The organism is Streptomyces sp. NPDC001100 (assembly GCF_053598575.1).
The window spans coordinates 176,525-195,684 of sequence record NZ_JBSFKO010000001.1; the positions used below are offsets into that span (position 1 = coordinate 176,525).

The 19,160-nt window shown below is 70.9% G+C and carries 19 protein-coding genes and 2 pseudogenes; 15 read left to right on the forward strand and 6 right to left on the reverse strand.

Features of this window, described 5'->3' with window-relative positions; translation table 11 throughout:
- Nucleotides 1-197 precede the first annotated feature (197 nt).
- Nucleotides 198-491: a DUF5955 family protein gene (locus ACWDEW_RS00840; RefSeq protein WP_235029506.1), complete on the forward strand. Its 294-nt coding sequence runs from the start codon at nucleotides 198-200 to the stop codon at nucleotides 489-491.
- On the opposite strand, the gene ACWDEW_RS00845 is transcribed toward ACWDEW_RS00840, so the two are convergent.
- Entirely contained in the window at nucleotides 488-1,180 is a 693-nt protein-coding gene (locus tag ACWDEW_RS00845) for a DUF6304 family protein (protein ID WP_450508291.1), read from the reverse strand. The two genes, ACWDEW_RS00840 and ACWDEW_RS00845, sit on opposite strands and share 4 nt — an antisense overlap.
- Complete coding sequence (locus ACWDEW_RS00850; protein ID WP_359613303.1) at nucleotides 1,177-1,971, reverse strand: IclR family transcriptional regulator; 795 nt, start codon at nucleotides 1,969-1,971, stop codon at nucleotides 1,177-1,179. Before ACWDEW_RS00850 ends, ACWDEW_RS00845 begins: the two co-directional genes overlap by 4 nt.
- A 290-nt stretch (nucleotides 1,972-2,261) precedes the next feature.
- Here ACWDEW_RS00850 and allB point away from each other — a divergent pair, with 290 nt between their 5' ends.
- From allB to ACWDEW_RS00880, 6 genes and pseudogenes are all read left to right on the forward strand, one after another.
- On the forward strand, nucleotides 2,262-3,599 hold the full coding sequence (gene allB / locus ACWDEW_RS00855) for an allantoinase AllB (RefSeq protein WP_450508294.1): 1,338 nt from the start codon (nucleotides 2,262-2,264) through the stop codon (nucleotides 3,597-3,599).
- A 48-nt stretch (nucleotides 3,600-3,647) separates the two neighbouring features.
- Nucleotides 3,648-4,763 carry an allantoicase gene (gene alc / locus ACWDEW_RS00860; RefSeq protein WP_450508296.1) on the forward strand — a complete coding sequence of 372 codons (1,116 nt, stop codon included), beginning with the start codon at nucleotides 3,648-3,650 and terminating at the stop codon, nucleotides 4,761-4,763.
- A gap of 111 nt (nucleotides 4,764-4,874) precedes the next feature.
- On the forward strand, nucleotides 4,875-5,690 hold the full coding sequence (locus tag ACWDEW_RS00865) for an AIM24 family protein (RefSeq protein WP_450508298.1): 816 nt from the start codon (nucleotides 4,875-4,877) through the stop codon (nucleotides 5,688-5,690).
- A 92-nt stretch (nucleotides 5,691-5,782) separates the two neighbouring features.
- On the forward strand, nucleotides 5,783-6,409 hold the full coding sequence (locus ACWDEW_RS00870) for a dihydrofolate reductase family protein (RefSeq protein WP_450508300.1): 627 nt from the start codon (nucleotides 5,783-5,785) through the stop codon (nucleotides 6,407-6,409).
- 91 nt (nucleotides 6,410-6,500) lie between these two features.
- Nucleotides 6,501-7,406, forward strand: a complete 906-nt coding sequence (locus tag ACWDEW_RS00875; RefSeq protein WP_450508302.1) for a DMT family transporter — start codon at nucleotides 6,501-6,503, stop codon at nucleotides 7,404-7,406.
- 194 nt (nucleotides 7,407-7,600) lie between these two features.
- Nucleotides 7,601-8,686 (forward strand): annotated as a pseudogene (locus tag ACWDEW_RS00880) (glycosyl hydrolase family 95 catalytic domain-containing protein); the annotation flags it as partial.
- A gap of 98 nt (nucleotides 8,687-8,784) precedes the next feature.
- Here ACWDEW_RS00880 and ACWDEW_RS00885 read toward each other — a convergent pair.
- The 3 genes and pseudogenes from ACWDEW_RS00885 to ACWDEW_RS00895 form a co-directional block, all read right to left on the reverse strand.
- On the reverse strand, nucleotides 8,785-9,783 hold the full coding sequence (locus ACWDEW_RS00885; RefSeq protein ID WP_450508303.1) for a CHRD domain-containing protein: 999 nt from the start codon (nucleotides 9,781-9,783) through the stop codon (nucleotides 8,785-8,787).
- A gap of 357 nt (nucleotides 9,784-10,140) precedes the next feature.
- Nucleotides 10,141-10,278: pseudogene (locus ACWDEW_RS00890) on the reverse strand (STM4012 family radical SAM protein); the annotation flags it as partial.
- A gap of 153 nt (nucleotides 10,279-10,431) precedes the next feature.
- Nucleotides 10,432-10,821, reverse strand: coding sequence for a ribonuclease (locus tag ACWDEW_RS00895; protein ID WP_450508305.1), 390 nt, complete (start codon nucleotides 10,819-10,821; stop codon nucleotides 10,432-10,434).
- A gap of 245 nt (nucleotides 10,822-11,066) precedes the next feature.
- Between ACWDEW_RS00895 and ACWDEW_RS00900 the strand changes: the two genes are divergently transcribed.
- The 5 genes from ACWDEW_RS00900 to ACWDEW_RS00920 all read left to right on the forward strand — a co-directional run bounded on the left by ACWDEW_RS00900 (nucleotide 11,067) and on the right by ACWDEW_RS00920 (nucleotide 15,319).
- Complete coding sequence (locus ACWDEW_RS00900; RefSeq protein WP_450508307.1) at nucleotides 11,067-12,323, forward strand: sensor histidine kinase; 1,257 nt, start codon at nucleotides 11,067-11,069, stop codon at nucleotides 12,321-12,323.
- A 39-nt stretch (nucleotides 12,324-12,362) separates the two neighbouring features.
- Nucleotides 12,363-13,049, forward strand: coding sequence for a response regulator transcription factor (locus ACWDEW_RS00905; protein WP_450508309.1), 687 nt, complete (start codon nucleotides 12,363-12,365; stop codon nucleotides 13,047-13,049).
- A 65-nt stretch (nucleotides 13,050-13,114) separates the two neighbouring features.
- Nucleotides 13,115-14,299: a cytochrome P450 family protein gene (locus ACWDEW_RS00910; RefSeq protein ID WP_450508311.1), complete on the forward strand. Its 1,185-nt coding sequence runs from the start codon at nucleotides 13,115-13,117 to the stop codon at nucleotides 14,297-14,299.
- Between the two features lie 108 nt (nucleotides 14,300-14,407).
- Nucleotides 14,408-14,806, forward strand: coding sequence for a PaaI family thioesterase (locus tag ACWDEW_RS00915; protein ID WP_450508733.1), 399 nt, complete (start codon nucleotides 14,408-14,410; stop codon nucleotides 14,804-14,806).
- Nucleotides 14,807-14,818: 12 nt separating this feature from the next.
- A complete protein-coding gene (locus ACWDEW_RS00920; protein ID WP_450508313.1) occupies nucleotides 14,819-15,319 on the forward strand; it encodes a hypothetical protein in 501 nt (166 codons plus the stop codon).
- On the opposite strand, the gene ACWDEW_RS00925 is transcribed toward ACWDEW_RS00920, so the two are convergent.
- The gene (locus ACWDEW_RS00925) at nucleotides 15,312-16,328 is read right to left on the reverse strand and encodes a Gfo/Idh/MocA family protein (protein ID WP_450508315.1); all 1,017 of its coding nucleotides are present in this window, start codon (nucleotides 16,326-16,328) and stop codon (nucleotides 15,312-15,314) included. The genes ACWDEW_RS00920 and ACWDEW_RS00925 overlap by 8 nt on opposite strands.
- 129 nt (nucleotides 16,329-16,457) lie before the next feature.
- On the opposite strand from ACWDEW_RS00925, the gene ACWDEW_RS00930 reads away from it, so the two are divergent.
- The 3 genes from ACWDEW_RS00930 to ACWDEW_RS00940 all read left to right on the forward strand — a co-directional run bounded on the left by ACWDEW_RS00930 (nucleotide 16,458) and on the right by ACWDEW_RS00940 (nucleotide 19,138).
- Complete coding sequence (locus tag ACWDEW_RS00930; protein ID WP_450508734.1) at nucleotides 16,458-17,195, forward strand: GntR family transcriptional regulator; 738 nt, start codon at nucleotides 16,458-16,460, stop codon at nucleotides 17,193-17,195.
- Nucleotides 17,196-17,411: 216 nt separating this feature from the next.
- The gene (locus tag ACWDEW_RS00935) at nucleotides 17,412-18,560 is read left to right on the forward strand and encodes an ROK family glucokinase (protein ID WP_399117572.1); all 1,149 of its coding nucleotides are present in this window, start codon (nucleotides 17,412-17,414) and stop codon (nucleotides 18,558-18,560) included.
- Nucleotides 18,557-19,138: a sugar kinase gene (locus ACWDEW_RS00940; RefSeq protein WP_450508317.1), complete on the forward strand. Its 582-nt coding sequence runs from the start codon at nucleotides 18,557-18,559 to the stop codon at nucleotides 19,136-19,138. Before ACWDEW_RS00935 ends, ACWDEW_RS00940 begins: the two co-directional genes overlap by 4 nt.
- Nucleotides 19,139-19,160: the final 22 nt, after the last annotated feature.

Genomic DNA, 19,160 nt, shown 5'->3' on the forward strand with positions numbered 1-19,160 from the left:
CGGGCGCCGACGGCACGGAATCCTCCGACTTAATTTCGGTCCGCGGAGTGGCGCAGCCCGTACCGGGTGGCGTTTACTGGCCCGCGTCCCTCGGTGCCCGACCAGTGTCGCGGGGTGCGCGGCGGGATCACAAAGTTCTTGCGCACGACGGCGTGCGAGGGGGGAGAGCTGTGTTGCGGAGCTTGGGGCAGAGGCCAGTGACCGGCAGCGACGAGGATCCGAGAGTGGCGGAACTGCGGACCGCGGTGTCCCGGTTGCGCCGCGAACTGGCCGCGCATCCGGCCGAGTTCCCCGACCGCGTCATCGCCGAGGACGAACTCGCGGCGCTGGCCGCGATGACCATCGACGGCATCCCCGAAATCCCGCGCCTGCGCCGCTCGTTGCTCCTCATCGCGGGCGCGATCGGCTCCGTGAGCGCCCTCACGAGGGGTTTGACGGACGTACGCAACGCCGTGGACCTGTTCGGGCAACCTCGCGGAGGCCAGGGCTAGTTCGGCGCCGGGAACGCTCCGCGGTAGCCCGCGTTCCCGGACCGGTGCTCGAACTCCCCGCACAGCCAGGTCTCCTGGACGAACTCGGTGTGTTCGTCCCAGAGGGTGAAGATGCCCGTCGCGCCGTGCTTGCCGTCGACCCGGCGGTAGCGGTCCTTGACGTCACGGAAGCAGGCCAGGCCTCCCATCAGCCCGCTGCCGAGCGGGCTGTAGTCGGACCAGGCGCACGCGATACAGGCCCGGAGCCGGACTCCCGCCGGAAGCCGGCGCTGGACGTCTTCCAGCGCCGGCTCGAAGTCCCCTTGCCCGTGCCTGTTCCGGTACTCGTGCCCGTCCAGACGCAGGGCGATGGTCAGCGTCTGAGCGTCCAGGCCCCTGCCCGGCCCGCCCGGCGCCCCGAGCCGCAGCGCGCAGTCCAGCGCCGCCGTACGTACGCCCTGCCCCTCGACCGCGACGGGGAGCGGCACCTCCCACTCCAGGAGGCAGGAGCAGAGCGCCCCGTCGAAGAAGGTGAACGAGGCGTCCGGAGGGTCCCCTCCGAGCGCGCCGAGGTCGTCCATGCTGTTGCCCTCGAAGCGGACGCCCCGGATCGTCGTGCGGATCAGCTCCCGGCCGTCCGACTCGAAGACGACCGCCTCGCCGCCGTGCCGGTCGGTGTACCGGCCCGGCCAGAACTGCCCGGCGCTCACGCGGGGTTCTGGCTGGCGAGCGCCTCCGACAGTTCGCCGGCCACCTGCTGGAGGATCGGCACGATCTTCTCGGTCGCCGACTCGGTGACCCGGCCCGCCGGACCCGAGATCGAAATCGCGGCGGCGGTGGGGGAGTTGGGCACGGAGACGGCCAGGCAGCGGACGCCGATCTCCTGCTCGTTGTCGTCGATCGCGTAGCCGAGTCGGCGAACGTCCTCCAGGGCCGCGAGGAAACCCTCGGGCGTGGTGATCGTCTTCTCGGTCGCGGCCGGCATGCCGGTACGGGCGAGCAGCGCGCGCACCTCGTGGTCGGGGGTGTTGGCGAGCAGGGCCTTGCCGACGCCCGTGGAGTGCGGCAGGACGCGCCGGCCGACCTCGGTGAACATGCGCATCGAGTGCTTGGACGGCACCTGTGCCACGTACACGATCTCGTCGCCGTCGAGCAGCGCCATGTTCGCCGTCTCGCCGGTCTCCTCGACCAGCCGGGCGAGGTAGGGGCGGGCCCAGGTGCCGAGCAGTCGCGACGCGGACTCGCCGAGGCGGATGAGCCGCGGGCCGAGGGCGTACCGCCGGTTGGCCTGCTGGCGGACGTAACCGCAGACCACCAGCGTGCGCATCAGCCGGTGGATGGTGGGCAGCGGCAGTCCACTGCTCGCGGAGAGTTCGCTCAGGCCGACCTCACCGCCCGCGTCGGCCATCCGCTCCAGCAGGTCGAAGGCGCGCTCAAGGGACTGGACACCACCCGTGGCGGACTTGGTGGAGTCGGTGCTGCTGGCGCTGGACGGCGGCACGGCGCGTTCCTTTCGGCACGGGCGGGAAGGGCTGAAGCCTACCCGGGGGTCGGTTGACTCCCCGCCTGTGCGTAGCTACGTTCTGCTTGCCGGAAGTTTAATTCCGCTTTGTGGAAACGTCCAGAGTGTGCGCGGTGGGCGCATCGTGGAGAAGTGTGCCCTTGACGGTACGGGAGCTGGAGTGAAGACTCCTTCAACAGAACGTTGAATTCCGTTACGCGGACGTAAATCCCGTTTCCCGGAAGTAACGGAAGCAGCGGAAGCGACGACGGCGGCAGAGAGGGGTCCGGGTGTCCGACGCTGAACTGGTGGTGCGCTCCACACGTGTCATCACTCCCGAGGGGACGCGAGCCGCGGCGGTCGCCGCAACCGGCGGAAAGATCACGGCCGTTCTCCCCTACGACGCCCAAGTCCCGTCCGGAGCACGGTTCGAGGACTTCGGCGACGACGTCCTGCTGCCCGGCCTGGTCGACACCCATGTGCATGTGAACGACCCCGGCCGCACCCACTGGGAGGGCTTCTGGACCGCCACGCGCGCGGCGGCGGCCGGCGGCATCACCACCCTGATCGACATGCCCCTCAACTCCCTCCCGCCCACCACGACGGTCGACAACCTCCGTATCAAGCAGGAGGTCGCGGAGGCGAAGGCCCACATCGACGTCGGCTTCTGGGGCGGCGCCCTGCCCGACAACGTCAAGGACCTGCGCCCGCTGCACGACGCCGGGGTCTTCGGCTTCAAGGCGTTCCTGTCCCCGTCCGGCGTGGACGAGTTCCCGCACCTCGACCAGGACCAACTGGCCCGTTCCCTGGGTGAGATCGCCGGTTTCGGCGGCCTGCTCATCGTGCACGCCGAGGACCCGCACCACCTGGAGGCGGCCCCGCAGCACGGCGGCCCCAAGTACGCCGACTTCCTCGCCAGTCGGCCCCGCGACGCCGAGGACACGGCCATCGCCGGGCTGATCGCGCAGGCGAAACGCCTCGGCGCACGCGTGCACGTCCTGCACCTCTCCTCCTCCGACGCGCTGCCGCTGATCGCCGCCGCCAAGGCCGAGGGCGTGCGCATCACGGTGGAGACGTGCCCCCACTACCTGACCCTCACCGCCGAGGAAGTCCCGGACGGCGCAAGCGAGTTCAAGTGCTGCCCGCCCATCCGCGAGTCCGCCAACCAGGACCTCCTGTGGCAGGCGCTGGCCGACGGCACGATCGACTGCGTGGTGACGGACCACTCGCCCTCCACGGCCGACCTCAAGACCGCCGACTTCGCCACCGCGTGGGGCGGCATCTCCGGCCTCCAGCTGAGCCTCGCGGCGATGTGGACGGAGGCGCGCAAGCGGGGGTACGACCTTGAGGACGTGGTCCGCTGGATGTCGTCAAGGACCGCACAGCTGGCGGGACTTGGGCAGAAGGGCGCCATCGAGGCGGGCCGCGACGCCGACTTCGCGGTCCTCGCGCCCGACGAGACGTTCACCGTGGACCCGGCCGCCCTCCAGCACCGCAACCGCGTCACGGCGTACGCCGGGAAGACCCTCAGCGGCGTCGTGAAGTCGACCTGGCTGCGCGGCGAACGCATCGTGCTGGACGGCGAGTTCACCGACCCGAAGGGCCAACTGCTGACCCGTACCCCCTGATTCACCCTCCCCGCACCCGCAGCGGCCGACTCCCGAAAGGCAAATTCAGTGACGGCGATTCCTCGTTTCACCGGCGACGCGAACCCCTACGGAGGCGGTGACCCGTACGCGGACTACCGCACGGCCGACTTCCCCTTCACCCAGTACGCCGACCTCGCCGACCGGCAGCTCGGCGCCGGGGTCATCGCCGCCAACGACGAGTTCTTCGCCCAGCGCGAGAACCTCCTGGTGCCCGGGCCCGCCGAGTTCGACCCCGAGCACTTCGGCCACAAGGGCAAGATCATGGACGGCTGGGAGACCCGCCGCCGCCGCGGCGCCTCGGCCGAGCACCCCTGGCCGACGGCCGAGGACCACGACTGGGCACTGATCCGGCTCGGCGCGCCCGGCGTGATCCGGGGGATCGTCGTCGACACGGCCCACTTCCGGGGCAACTACCCCCAGGCGGTGTCGGTCGAGGCCACCTCGGTGCCGGGTTCTCCGTCCCCCCAGGACCTGCTCTCCGACGACGTGAAGTGGACGACCCTGGTCCCGCGCACACCGGTCGGCGGCCACGCGGCGAACGGTTTCTCCATCTCGGTCGAACAGTGCTTCACCCACCTCCGCGTCAACCAGCACCCCGACGGCGGCATCGCACGCCTACGGGTCTACGGCGAGGTCGTCCCCGACCCCGAGTGGCTGGCGGCGCTGGACACCTTCGACGTGGTCGCCCTGGAGAACGGCGGCCGGGCCGAGGACGCCTCCAACCTCTTCTACTCACCCGCCACCAACACCATCCGGCCCGGCCGCTCCCGCAAGATGGACGACGGCTGGGAGACCCGCCGCCGCCGCGACCGGGGCAACGACTGGATCAGCTACGCCCTCGCCGCCCAGGCCCAGGTTCGCGCCGTCGAGATCGACACGGCGTACCTGAAGGGCAACAGCGCGGGCTGGGCGTCGCTGTCGGTACGCGACGGCGACACCGGCGACTGGCACGAGATCCTCCCGCGCACCCGCCTCCAGCCCGACACGAACCACCGCTTCGTACTCCCCGCGCCGGCGATCGCGACGCACGCGCGCGTGGACATCTATCCCGACGGCGGGATCTCGCGGCTGCGGTTGTTCGGTTCGCTGACTGAGGAGGGGGCGGCGGCGCTGGCGGCGAGGCACCAGGAGCTGGGCGGCTGACGCGAGTTTCCAGGGCCGAAGCGGGGGTCCGGGGCGCAGTCCCCGGAAGGACCCGAGCCACAACCCTCCCGCACCAGGAACCGGTACGACCCCCCGCCGCGTTCTCCTCTCGTGACCCTTCAGCAAGAAATCGTCGGCAACGCCATGCAGATGGCGGTCGTCAACCTGAGCCCCGGCCAGACCGTGTACTGCGAGGCCGGGAAGTTCCTCTTCAAGACGACGAACGTGACCATGGAGACCCGTCTGAGCGGCCCGCCCGGCGCCGGACAGCAGCAGGGCGGGGGCGGCTCCGGCGGTATGGGCGGCATCCTCCGGCAGGCCATGGGGACGGCCATGCAGGTCGGCCAGCGCGCGCTCGCCGGCGAGTCGCTGGCGTTCCAGTACTTCACCTCCCAGGGAGGCGAGGGCACCGTCGGCTTCGCGGGCGTGCTCCCCGGAGAGATGCGCGCCCTGGAACTGGACGGCACGCGCGCGTGGTTCGCGGAGAAGGACGCCTTCGTGGCCGCCGAGTCCAGCGTCCAGTTCGGCATCGCCTTCCAGGGCGGCCGCACCGGCATGAGCGGCGGCGAGGGCTTCGTCCTGGAGAAGTTCACCGGGCGCGGCACGGTGATCATCGCCGGCGCGGGCAACTTCATCGACCTGAACCCGGCCGACTTCGGCGGCCGCATCGAGGTCGACACCGGCTGCCTCGTCGCCTTCGAGGAGGGCATCCAGTACGGCGTCCAGCGCATCGGCGGCCTCAACCGCCAGGGCCTGATGAACGCCGTGTTCGGCGGCGAGGGCCTCTCCCTGGCCACCCTGGAGGGCAACGGCCGCGTCATCCTCCAGTCCCTCACCATCGAGAGCCTCGCCAACGCGCTGAAGAAGGCCCAGGGCGGTGACAAGCAGGGCCCGACCGGCGGCATGTTCTCGACGCACGCGGGATGAGGTGTCGTAGCGACGACCGATGAGTTGCGGGGGTGGGCGGGGTCTGAGCTGATGACACCATCGGCCCCCGCACCAGGAAGCAGGCACCCGACATGGGCAAGCTCGTCTCCACCATCTTCGTCACCCTCGACGGCGTCTACCAGGCCCCCGGCGGCCCCGAAGAGGACACCCGGGGCGGCTTCGAGCACGGCGGCTGGAGCTTCGTGTACGGCGACGACGACTTCGGCCGCTTCGTGGTCGAGGTCTTCGACCGCTCCGGCGCCTATCTCCTCGGCCGCCGTACGTACGACATCTTCGCCTCGTACTGGCCGAACATGACCGACCCCGCCGACCCGATCGCGTCCAAGCTGAACGCCCTGCCGAAGTACGTCGCCTCGGCCACCCTCACCGACCCCTCCTGGGCCGGCACCACCGTCCTCGGCGGCGATCTGGCGAAGGAGGTCACCGACCTCAAGGAGCGCATCGACGGCGAGGTCCAGGTGCACGGCAGCGGCGCCCTCGTCCGGTCCCTCCTGGAGCTGGACCTCCTCGACACCATCCACCTGGTGACCTTCCCGGTCGTGCTCGGCACCGGCCTGCGCCTGTTCCCCGAGGGCACCACGCCGAAGGCCTTCAAGCGCACGGGCGGGACCATCACCAGCACCGGGGTCTCCATCCAGTCGTACGACGTGGCGGGCCGTCCCACGTACGGCTCGTACGTCGACCCGGAAAACGCCTAGTCGGCCGGGGTCCGCGCGGGTACGGTGATCGTTCCGTGTGGCAGCCGCCGATGTCTCCACCCCTTCGCCGGAGACCGGGAGAGCCGCCCCCATGTCCTCGATCGCCGTACCGCGCGCCGCCGCGCCCCGCCGCACCTGGTCGACCGACCTGCCCGTCCTGCTCGTCGCCGTGGTCTGGGGCGCCAGCTATCTCGCCGCCAAGGACATCACCACCGCCCGCACGGTCCTCGCCGTCCTGGTCCTGCGCTTCGCCCTCGCCCTGCCCGTCCTGGCCGTCGTCGGCCACCGCTCGCTGCGCGCCCTGACGGCCGCCCAGTGGCGCGGCGCGGCCCTGCTCGGGCTGATCCTCGCCGGGATCTTCCTTCTGGAGACCTACGGAGTCGTCCACACCTCGGCGACGAACGCGGGCCTCATCATCAGCCTCACCATGATCTTCACTCCACTCGCCGAGGCCGCGGTGACCCGCACCAGGCCCTCCCGCGCCTTCCTCGGAGCGGCCGCGCTCTCGGTGCTCGGCGTACTGCTGCTGACCCAGGGCGCTGGCTTCAGCCGCCCCTCCCTCGGCGACCTCCTCATGCTGCTCGCGGCCCTGGCCCGCACCCTGCACGTGCTGGCCATGTCCCGCGTGAAGTCCGTGCGGGGCGCCGACGCGCTGCCCCTGACCACCGTCCAACTCGGCGCCGCCGTAGCGGTGTTCGCGCTGCTGTCGGCCGGCGCCGACTCCACACCGTGGGCGACGGCGGCGGACTTCGGGCCGCGCGAGTGGGCCGGACTGCTGTTCCTGTCGGTGTGCTGCACCCTCTTCGCGTTCTTCGTCCAGATGTGGGCCGTACGCCGGACCTCCCCGTCCAGGGTCAGCCTGTTGCTCGGTACCGAACCCCTCTGGGCCGCTGCGGCCGGTATCGCGATCGGGGGTGAACGGCTCGGCGCGTTCGGGCTGGCGGGCGGGGTGCTCGTCCTGGTGGGGACGGCGTGGGGACGCGGCGCCGCGCGGTGACTCCCGGAAAACTCAACGGTATCGGCCATTCATCCGATAAATAGTCCCGGTACGATCACTAATCGCCTTTTTGGTGGCGAAGGACTTCCTGTACCTCACGGACGGTTCGTTCTGGACGGGCGGGCGCAACGACACCCTCACCAGCGACGGCCAACATCCTTACCGCGCCGACGACTTCGGCGGTTTCGGGCTGCCGCTTCCGCAACAGCACGGGAAACGTGGCCGGCTGGGCCATCGCCTTCTCCACCAACGTCTACGGCGGCAGCGGCAGGGCCTGGCAGCCCTCGGGCAACGCCTGGCTCTGCGCCACGCTGTGGCGCCACTACGAGTACTCCCAGGACCGCGCCCACCTGGAGACGATCTATCCGGTGCTGAAGGGGGCCGCCGAGTTCTGGAAGGCGCGGCTGATCACCACCGAGGTGACCGACGCGGACGGCTCGTCCCACGAGGTCCTGGTGGACGACACCTCCTGGTCGCCGGAGCACGGACCGGACGGCAAGGGAAACACCTACGGGCAGGAGCTCGCGTGGGAACTCTTCCGGGAGTTCGCCGTCGCCGCCCGCACACTGCGCCGCGACGAGGACCTCGCCGCCGAACTGGACGCGATGCGGGCCCGGCTCCACCTCCCGCGCGTCAGCCCGAAGACCGGCTGGCTGGCTGGTTGGAGGAGTGGATGAGCCCCGACAACCTCGGCGAGACGACACACCGTCATCTGTCCCCGCTCATCGGATTCTTCCCCGGCGACCGGATCTCCGTGGACACCAGCCCGCGTGAACTGGTGGACGGCGTAGGCGCACTCCTCACCGCCAGGGGAATGGACAGCTTCGGCTGGGCCTGCGCCTGGCGGTCGCTGTGCTGGTCCCGGCTCAAGGACGCCGAAAACGCCTACCAGCTCTGTCTCACGGTGCTGCGCCCTTCGATGAACAACGGCAACGGGACCTCGGCGAACTGGTTCGACATGTACAGCCAGGGCCGCTACACGATCTTCCAGATCGACGCCAACCTCGGCGGCCCCGCCGCAGCGCTGGAGATGCTCCTGTACTCCGGGCCGGGAGTCCTCGAACTGCTCCCGGCGCTGCCGAAGGCCTGGGCGCCGAAGGGTTCCGTCACCGGGATCGGCGCCCGCGGCGGATTCACCCTCGACTTCTCCTGGCGGGACGGCAGGGCGACCACGGTGACGGTCCGGAGCGTCGGGAGAACGGAGACGGAACTCCGCGCCGGAAAGGTGCGCAGGAAGATCTCCCTGAAGGCCCGGGGCGTCCGTGACGATCGACCTCTAGCGAGGCGCGAAGCGTCCGTTGTCGCAAACACGCGGCGATGCGAGTCCGCGGGGGCTCGCATCGCCTGGCCGTGTTCGGGTGCGACCGTTCGGCCGCCGCTACTTGGTGGCGAGGAACAGGTAGTCGGCCGTGTAGGGGACGCGGACGGTGGGCTGCGTGGCCGGGTTGCAGGTGCCGGCCGGGGCGACGCCGCCGGCGGTGTTGAGCCGCAGGACCGAGGTGGTCTTGGACAGGAGTCCCTCACTCTTGCCGGTCTGCTGTGCGCGGAGCAGGAGTTGGGGGATGTTGCCCTTGCCGTTGTCGAACTTGTTGAGGACGGTGCCGGTCACCGAGGAGCCGTCGGGAGCGATCCACTGCGGCGGGCCGGCGGGGCCGTGCTTGGCGAAGCTGTGCTGGATGCCGCCCTGGAGGGTGGCGTCGACGTTGTCCTGGGTGAAGGCGTAGGAGCCGTCGTCCTGCTTGGTGCAGGCGTAGATCTGGGCCCCCTTGACGACGCCGGCCAGCGAAGAGTGCCGGACGGCGTCGGGCAGCGAGACGGCGCCCGGCAGTGCGACGGCCTGTCCGCGGACCGCGCCGCCGGGGAACTCGGCGGTGTGCAGGTTGAAGTAGAACCGGTCGGGATGCGCCTCGATGCTGCGCAGCAGGCCGGCGTCCTTGACCTTCACGGTGCCGAACACGAACGGCGTGCCGCCCTTGAGCTTCTCCATGAAGAACGGGATCTTCACGTCGCCGTTGGTGCCCCGCGCACCCTGGTGGAGGTGGGCCATGGTCGGGGTGCCGATCCCCGTCCACGCGAACGCGAAGGACACCTCGTGGCCCTGGATGCGCATGAGGGCCACCGCGCTGCCGTCCTTGTCGCCCACCGCCGGCTTGCCCTTGACGGGCACCTCGTTGTCACCGGTGAGGATCGTGGTGAAGTACCGCGCTCCCGGCGCGTTATGGGTGTAGCGGCCGATGGCCCCCGCCGCCTGCGTCGCCCCCGCCGCCGGATGGGACACGGTGGCGTCGGCCGCACCGTCCACGCCGTTGCAGGCGGTCAGGAGCAGGGTGCCGGTGATCGCGGTCGCGGCGATGGTCCCGAATCGCTTGAACATCATGTGTCTCGTTCTCCCCGTGATTGCCGATCCGCGGGTGCCCCGCGGTCGTTCTCCCTCCATCACGGGGCCCCTGGGGCGATCCCTCAGCCGATGACACTCCTGAGACACGCCTGAGAAGGGACGGCATCACTGAGGACACGATCTCGACATTCAGCCCCAGACGGCCGACGGACCCGCGCGCGGGCGCAACGTCGCCCGGTAGGAGCCGTCGTACGGGTTCCCCACCCCGTCGCGGACGAGGTGGCAGCGGCGAACCGCGCCGACGCCGTCGACCGAGACCACGGCCTCGCCGGTACGGCGGGGGAGTCCGGCGCCGCGCCGCGGGCACGGGCCGGACGGGAAGCGGGAGTCGAGCGCGGCCCAGTCGGCGGAGCAGTGCAGCACCGACGTGTACGAGCGGGCCCCGCAGCCGAGCCCGATCGTGCCGTCCGTCTGGCGGGCGCAGTCGTCGACGCCCTGGGGCGGGGCGTGGGCCCGGCGGAGCATTCGCGTCGACGCCGGACGGAGCCCGGCTTCGGACTGCGGCCGGACGTGCCTCGCCCCGCAGCCCATGAACGTGGGGGGAGCCGCGGGGCGAGGGGTGAGCGATGGTGCAGCCGGTGGGATCCGGGCGTCCGGGTGACTACGTAACGGACCTGACGGATCGGCTCAGCAGTCGAAGTCGATCAGGTTGAACGTGACGTAGTGGTCCGAGGTGTAGTAGTCCTCCTGGGTCCTCTCCCCGGTGACGATCCGGCGCGCTCCGCGCGTGGACGAGCCAGGAGTCTTGACCGTGTACTCGTGGTAGTAGCCGGAGGCCTGGCTGGGGAGGACGCCTTCCTGGTTGCGGAAGACGACGCCGTCCTGCGAGTACGGGAAGGGCCCGTTCGTCGCGATCAGGTCGAGTGTGTCGTACGCCTGGGAAGGCAGGTCGCTGTAGCAGATGCTGCCGACCGCGGCGGCCGCCGGGGTCGCGGTGGCGACGGTTCCACCGATGAGGAGAGTGGACAGGACGGCGGCTGCCGCGCCGATGCCGGTGATTCGTGGGGGGAATCTCATGGCCTCATGATGACGCGCGTAGATAGTGGCATGTCAATGACAACCGCAGAGATTTTCCCGTCAAGTCCGATGAGTTTTCGGGAAGTTAACCTGGCGCACGCCCGCTCCACGCGGTCTGCGCACGGACGGGGAACACCTCCGTGGGGGGCGCGCGGCGAGGCATGTCCGCCGAAAGTCTGTGATCCCGCGACTTTGGTCGACGATCCCCGTCGGGGTGGGGTGACCGGGCCCGGCCCTGCGTAGATTTGTCGACCGTGACCGATGACAGGACCGCGCAGGTATCGTCGGCGTTCGCGGGGCGCCGCTGGCTGCTGCCGTCCGCCGTGGCAGACGAACTCGACCCCGACGTCGAGCGGCCGGGACGGCCCCGCCGTACCGCCCGCGACTGGGTCGTCGACACCTCCTGCTTCCTGCTGGCCGTGATCATCGCGCTGATCGCCGCGCAGAGCCTCAGGGACGACACCTCGACCTCCCACGCCCTGTCCGTCGTGGACCAGTTGATCGGAGTCCTGGCCTGCTTCGCGGTGTGGCTGCGCCGCCGCTGGCCGGTCGGGCTGGCGATCGCCATGATCCCCGTCGGCCTCGTCTCGACCACGTCGGGCGGCGCCGGCCTGGTCGCCCTCTTCACCCTCGCCGTGCACCGCCCCTTCCGGTACGTGGCCTGGATCGGCGGCATCCAGCTCGCCCTGACCCCGATCTTCTTCTGGCTGCGCCCCGACCCCGACCTGCCGTACGCCGGCGCGGTCGCGTTCACCGAACTGTTCACCCTCACCGTCATCGGCTGGGGCATGTTCGTCCGCTCCAAGCGGCAGCTCATGCTCAGCCTGCGCGACCGCGCCCGGCGCGCCGAGACGGAGGCGGAGCTCCGTGCCGAGCAGGCCCAGCGGCTGGCCCGGGAGGCCATCGCCCGCGAGATGCACGACGTGCTCGCCCACCGGCTGACCCTGCTCAGCGTGCACGCCGGCGCGCTGGAGTTCCGGCCGGACGCGCCCCGCGAGGAGGTCGCGCGGGCGGCCGGCGTCATCCGGGAGAGCGCCCACGAGGCGCTCCAGGACCTGCGCGAGATCATCGGCGTCCTGCGCGCCGGCGAGCCCGACGACACGGGCCGCCCGCAGCCCACGCTCGGCGCCCTGGACGCACTGGTCACCGAGTCCCGCGAGGCCGGCATGAAGGTCACCCTCGTCAACCGGGTCACCGACCCCGCGGCGGTGCCCGCCTCCGTGGGCCGCACCGCCTACCGCATCGCCCAGGAGGGCCTCACCAACGCCCGCAAACACGCCCCCGGCACCGAGGTCACGGTGACCGTCAGCGGCACCCCGGGCGACGGCCTGGTCGTCGCCGTGCACAACCCGCCCCCGGAGGGCGCGGTCCCGCACGTCCCCGGCTCGGGCCAGGGCCTGATCGGCCTGACCGAGCGGGCGACCCTGGCGGGGGGACGCCTCGAACACGGCCCGGAGACGGGCGGCGGATTCCGGGTCCGGGCCTGGCTGCCCTGGGGGTGAACGGGCTCTGGTCCACGGGGCCGTGGTTACGTAGCCCCCATGACTGCGATCAGACTGCTCCTCGTCGACGACGACCCGCTGGTACGGGCCGGACTGTCCCTCATGCTGGGCGGCGCCGCCGACATCGAGATCGTCGGCGAGGCCGCCGACGGCAGCGAGGTCGAGGAACTCGTCGACCGCGTCCACCCCGACGTCGTCCTGATGGACATCCGCATGCCCTCGGTGGACGGACTGACCGCCACCGAGCGGCTGCGCGCCCGCGGCGACGCGCCCCAGATCGTGGTCCTCACCACCTTCCACGCCGACGAACAGGTGCTGCGGGCCCTGCGCGCGGGAGCCGCCGGCTTCGTCCTCAAGGACACCCCGCCCGCCGAGATCCTCGACGCGGTACGCCGGGTCGCGGCCGGCGACCCCGTCCTGTCGCCCGCGGTCACCCGACAGCTGATGGAGCACGCGGCCGGCACGGGCACCGGTACCGACACCCGTCGCGCACGCGCGCGTGCGCGCCTCGCCGTCCTGGGAGACCGCGAACGCGAGGTCGCCGTCGCCGTCGGACAGGGCCTCGCCAACGCCGAGATCGCCGCCGGCCTCTTCATGAGCGTCGCCACCGTCAAGACCCACGTCTCCCGCATCCTGGCCAAGCTCGACCTCAACAACCGTGTGCAGATCGCCCTGTTGGCGTACGACGCGGGCCTCCTCGAAGAGGACGGCGACGGCGGGCACTAGCCGCTGCCGCCGCGCGTTCCCACTGCACTGGGAGATCTCGGGGGATCGTCCGGAGGGGGCAGGGAATGACCGGGGCAATCGATTTAGGAGAGTTCGGCGAGGAGTTCCGAAGGGACCCGCATCCGGTGTACGCCAGGCTGCGCGAGCGCGGCCCGGTGCACCTCGTGCGCCTGCCGGAGCCGGAGGAGCGCCATGTGACCTGGCTGATCGTGGGGTACGAGGAGGCGCGCGCGGCGCTCGCCGACCCACGGCTGGCCAAGGACGGCAGCAGGATCGGGGTGACGTTCCTCGACGAGGAGCTGATCGGCAAGTACCTGCTGAGCGCCGACCCGCCGCAGCACACCCGCCTGCGCGGGCTCGTCACCCGCTCCTTCACCATGCGCCGCGTCGAGGAACTGCGCCCTCGCGTCCAGCAGATCACCGACGAGCTCCTCGACGCGATGCTGCCGCTCGGCCGCGCGGACCTCGTCGAAGCGCTCTCCTACCCGCTGCCCATCACCGTGATCTGCGAGCTGCTGGGCGTGCCCGACATGGACCGCGCGGAGTTCCGCAAGCTGTCCACGGAGGCGGTCGCACCCACCAGTTCGGGCAGCGAGTACGACGCGTTCGTGCGGCTCGCCGAGTACCTCGGCAACCTGATCGAGGACAAGCGCCGCGCGGGCCCGAGCGGCGACCTCCTCAGCGACCTGATCCGCACCACCGCCGAGGACGGCGACCGGCTCTCCCCGCAGGAACTGCGGGGCATGGCCTTCGTCCTGCTCATCGCCGGCCACGAGACCACCGTCAACCTCCTCACCAGCGGCGTCCACGCCCTGCTCACACACCCGGACCAACTCGCCGCCCTGCGCGCCGACATGACCCTCCTCGACGGCGCGATCGAGGAGATGCTGCGCTACGAGGGCCCGGTGGAGAACGGCACGTTCCGCTTCGCCGCGGAATCCCTGGACATCGCCGGTACCCGCATCGTGAGGGGTGACGCCGTCATGATCGGCCTGACCGCCGCCGACCGCGACGCGGGCCGCTTCCCCGCCCCGGACCGCTTCGACATCCGCCGCGACAGCCGAGGCCACCTCGCCTTCGGCCACGGCATCCACTACTGCCTGGGCGCTCCGCTGGCCCGCCTCGAAGCACGCACGGCGATACGGACGCTGCTGGAGCGTGCCCCCGGCCTCGCCCTGGAGGGCCCGCCCGGCGACTGGCTCCCGGGCATGCTGATGCGCGGGATGCGCAGCCTGCCGGTGCGCTGGTAGAACGGCCGCACCGGAAGGCCGTAGCAGCCGTCCAAGGTGTGACGAAAGCCGTAGTGGAAGCCCCAGGAGGCCCCTCTCGTGACCGCACTCGTGGAGTTCGACCTGGCCATGGCCCGGAAGGCGTTGGAGAGCCAACCCTTCAGCAGGCTGATCGGCGCGCGGCTGAGTGCCTTCGGGGACGGGGGCGCCACCCTGGAGATCGACATCAGGGAGGACCTCCACCAGCAGAACGGCTTCGTACACGGCGGAGTCCTCTCCTACGCCGCCGACAACGCGCTCACCTTCGCCGGCGGCACCGTCCTCGGCCCCGCGGTCCTCACCGGCGGCCTCACCATCCAGTACGTCCGCCCGGCCACCGGCACCACCCTGCGCGCCCGGGCCGAGGTCGTCCAGTCCGGCCGCCGCCAGGCCGTGGTCCGATGCGACGTCCTCGCGGTCGCCGACGACGGCACGGAGTCGCTGTGCGCGGTCGCCCAGGGCACGGTGCTGCCGGTCCGTACGGTCTGAGGGGAGCCGTACATGCTGCGCACCGCGGAGATCACCGCCGAGCTGACCGGGCCCTTCGCCGGGGACAACGGGCATCATCTGCACTGGAGTTCACAGCTGGAGTTCACCGTCGACTACTTCGTCTGCGAGCGGACCGGCCGCACGCAGGTGTTCGAGTGCGGTGCCGAGCGGGCCCTGTGCTCCGGCAGCCGCAGCGGTCTCCAGCGCCACCGCACGGCCGGCCGGATCGCCGCGTACGACACGACTTCGGGTCCCGAGCGGCTGGCCCTGCGGGCCCTGGTCGACTTCTGGTGGGCGCCCTTCGAGGACACCAGGAACAGCAGGCCCGCCATGGCCCCCACCAGTCACCCCTGGGTGCGGCTGCACCTGCGCTCCTACTGCCCCGAGGCGAAGGAGGCGGCCACGTACAGCATTCAGACCAACCAGGGACGGCCGCGCGAACTGCGTTGCCCCCACTGCGACTTCGGGGCCGCCACGGACGCGGCGACCCCTGCGATACGACTGCTCAGCTGAGGGCGTAGCCGCCCGCGATCTCACCGAGCCTGACCGGTCTTCGCTCGCGCCGGGACACCTCGCACGCCTCGGCGATCCGCAGCGCCTGGAGGGCCTCGCGTCCGTCGCACGGATTGGTGCGCTGACCGACCACGACCTCGACGAAGGCGATCAGCTCGGCCTCGTAGGCGGGCCCGAAGCGCTCCAGGAAGCCGGTCCACGGCTTGGTCGCGGCCGGCGGCCCGGACGGTTCGGTGGACGCGATCGGGGTGCGGTCGTCCAGGCCGACCACGATCTGGTCCAGTTCACCGGCCAGTTCCATCCGGACGTCGTAGCCCGCCCCGTTCAGCCGGGTGGCCGTCACCGTGGCCAGGGTGCCGTCGTCCAGCGTGAGGACGGCGGCGGCCGTGTCGATGTCACCGGCCTCGCGGAACATCGCGGGCCCGGCGTCCGACCCGGCCGCGAACACGTCGACCACCTCGCGCCCGGTCACCCAGCGCAGCATGTCGAAGTCGTGGATCAGGGTGTCCCGGTACAGCCCGCCGGATATCGGCAGATAGGCGGCCGGCGGCGGGGTCTGGTCGGAGGTCATCGCCCGGACCGTGTGCAGCCGTCCCAGCCGCCCCGAGCGCACCGCCTCCCGGGCACCCGTGTAACCCGTGTCGAACCGGCGCTGGAACCCCATCTGAAGGATCGTTCCCGCCGTCTCGACCTCGGCGATCGCCGCCAGCGAACCCGGCAGATCGAGCGCGATGGGCTTCTCGCAGAACACCGGGAGCCCGGAGCGCGCCGCCCTGCCGATTAATTCGGCGTGCGCCGATGTCGCCGTAGTGATCACCACGGCGTCCACGCCCCACTTGAAGATCTCCTCCGTGCTCGGTGCCGCCGTTTCCCCCAGCCGGTTCGCCAGCTCCTGGGCCCGTGCCGGGTCCACGTCGGTGAGGATCAGCGAACCGACCTCACGATGACGGCTGAGCGTCCTGGCATGGATGGTCCCGATGCGGCCCGTACCGATGACTCCGATGCGCATGGAAACAAACTGAGGGCCGACCAGGCACGCTGTCAATGCGTATGTCCGGACAATCGAACTACATCACTTCCCGTCAACCATTCACAGAGCTACGCTCGGCCCGTGCCGAAACCAGATGTGGACCCGACAGTGCCGCTCGAACTCAGCGTGGACCGGAGCAGCCCGGTGCCGCTGTACTTCCAGCTGTCCCAACAACTGGAGGCCGCGATCGAGCACGGCTCGCTGACCCCGGGCAGTCTGCTGGGCAACGAGATCGAGCTGGCGGCCCGGCTCGGTCTGTCCCGGCCCACGGTCCGCCAGGCCATCCAGTCCCTCGTCGACAAGGGCCTCCTGGTGCGCCGCCGGGGTGTCGGCACCCAGGTCGTGCACAGCCAGGTCAAGCGACCGCTCGAACTCAGCAGCCTCTTCGACGACCTGGAGGCGGCCGGACAGCGCCCCGCCACGAAGGTCCTCGTCAACACCGTCGTCCCGGCGTCCGCCGAGGTGGCGGCGGCACTCGGCGTGGCCGAGGGCAGCGACGTACACCGCATCGACCGGTTGCGCCTCGCGCACGGCGAGCCGATGGCGTACCTCTCCAACCACCTCCCGCTCGGCCTGCTCAACCTGGACACCGCGCAACTGGAGGCCACCGGCCTGTACCGGATGATGCGCACCGCCGGGATCACCCTGCACAGCGCCCGCCAGTCCATCGGCGCCCGCGGCGCGACGGCGGAGGAGGCCGAGCGCCTGGCCGAGACCGAGGGCGCCCCGCTGCTCACGATGCAGCGCACGACGTTCGACGACACGGGCCGCGCGGTCGAATTCGGTAGCCACACGTATCGACCGACGCGCTATTCGTTCGAGTTCCAGCTCTTGGTACGTCCCTGAGTGCACCGCTTCGCCCGCGATGTTCGTCGTAATGTCCGGACAACGCGGATTTGATCGGGGCTCGCCACAGAGCCCTTTCGGGCGCGGGGCTGTGTCGATTTGCGGCTCCGCCGCGGGGCGCGACCAGCCACGACGCACCCGCACAAGACAACGATCCGCACCCCCCGCACGCCCCCGCACAGCACCCACGGTCACGGTGAGGCAGAATCGGGCCTGATGAGCACCTACGGCAATTTCAGCGCCCCCATAGGCTCCCGCCGCGCCCCGGCGCTCCGAACCGTCGGCACGCGCGAGCGCAGGTCGCACCTGACCGCCCCCCGCGTGCCCACCGTCGGCATCGACATCGGCGGCACCAAGGTCATGGCGGGCGTCGTGGACGCCGACGGCAACATCCTGGAGAAGCTCCGCACGGAGACCCCGGACAAGTCCAAGAGCCCCAAGGTCGTCGAGGACACCATCGTCGAACTGGTCCTGGACCTGTCCGACCGGCACGACGTCCACGCGGTCGGCATCGGCGCGGCCGGCTGGGTCGACGCCGAGCGCAACCGCGTCCTGTTCGCGCCCCACCTGTCCTGGCGGAACGAGCCCCTCAGGGACCGCATCACGAGCAGGCTCTCCGTCCCCGTCCTGGTGGACAACGACGCCAACACCGCCGCCTGGGCCGAGTGGCGCTTCGGCGCCGGCCGCGGCGAGGACCACCTCGTCATGATCACGCTCGGTACCGGCATCGGCGGCGCGATCCTGGAGGACGGCCAGGTCAAGCGCGGCAAGTACGGCGTCGCGGGCGAGTTCGGCCATATGCAGGTCGTGCCCGGTGGCCACCGCTGCCCGTGCGGCAACCGTGGCTGCTGGGAGCAGTACAGCTCCGGCAACGCGCTGGTCAGGGAGGCCCGCGAGCTGGCCGCGGCGGACTCCCCGGTGGCCTACGGGATCATCGAGCACGTCAAGGGCAACATCGGTGAGATCACCGGACCGATGATCACCGAGCTGGCCCGTGAGGGCGACGCGATGTGCATCGAACTGCTCCAGGACATCGGCCAGTGGCTCGGCGTCGGCATCGCCAACCTCGCCGCCGCCCTCGACCCCTCCTGCTTCGTCATCGGCGGCGGTGTCTCGGCCGCCGACGACCTGCTCATCGGCCCCGCGCGGGACGCGTTCAAGCGGCAGCTCACCGGCCGCGGCTACCGCCCCGAGGCCCGCATAGTGCGCGCCCAGCTCGGTCCCGAGGCCGGCATGGTCGGCGCCGCCGACCTCGCCCGCCTGGTCGCCCGCCGCTTCCGCCGCGCCAAGCGCCGCCGGGTCGAGCGCTACGAGCGCTACGAGCGGTTCGCCGAGTCCCGGCGCGACACCCAGGACACCGCATGATCGCATCGCTGCCCCGCCAGGTCACCCCCAGGGACGAGCCGCCCCGCCCTCCGGAGGACCCCCGCCACAAGGCCCGCCGTCGAGCGCTCACCCTGCTCATCATCGTGCTGCTCATCGGCGTACCGGCCGTCTATCTGGTGATCTCCGCGAACCAGAGCCGCAACAGCGGCAAGGACAAGGAGGCCAAGTACTCGGCGACCGGCCTCACCGTGGGCTGGCCCTCGAAGGTCCAGCGCCGCCTCTACCAGGTACCGGTCCCGCACCCGGCGGAAGAGATCGCCTTCTACGAGACGAACAACTGGAAGACCAGCCGCCTCTACGTCCAGTTCCAGACCTCCGAGGCCGGCCTGGACACCTTCCTCGCCGGCATAGGAGTCGACCGGGACACGCTGAAGAAGAACGACATCACCATCGGCGACCGCGACCAGAAGATCACCGGCTGGAAGTTCACCCGCCCCGGCCCCTGGTGGGGCGTGGTCAACAAGCAGAAGGAGCCGGCACCCACCCAGGACGTCGTGGTGAACCTGTCCGATCCGGCCCTCCCCATGGTCTACGTCGTCTCCCGCACGGTTCCCTAGCGGGTGGCCCCGGCCGGTCGCC